1 protein-coding gene is annotated in these 256 nt (G+C 37.9%); it reads right to left on the bottom strand.

Features of this window, described 5'->3' with window-relative positions; genetic code table 11:
* Nucleotides 1–256 (bottom strand): N-6 DNA methylase (locus tag HMPREF3264_RS11695; protein ID WP_176746846.1); only part of this gene is annotated, 256 nt, incomplete at both ends.

Genomic DNA, 256 nt, shown 5'->3' with positions numbered 1-256 from the left:
GGTTATAGTCGTTTTCTTTGATTTCGTCTAAAGTTGCGACATAGCTGTATTTATCTATCGTTTCTCTTTGACTGTATGTGTCGACGATTTTGTCTACATCTTCATCTGTGAGATGGTTTTGGTTTTTACCCTTTTCAAAGGATTGAGATGCATCGATAAATACCACATCATCGTCTTGTAGACGACATTTCTTAAAGACTAAGACACACGTTGGAATACTTGTGCCAAAGAACAAGTTGGCAGGTAAGCCTATCAC

This window comes from Staphylococcus sp. HMSC62A08 (assembly GCF_001839105.1).
Lineage (GTDB): Bacteria > Bacillota > Bacilli > Staphylococcales > Staphylococcaceae > Staphylococcus > Staphylococcus caprae.
This window is presented reverse-complemented; position numbering and strand designations above follow the sequence as displayed.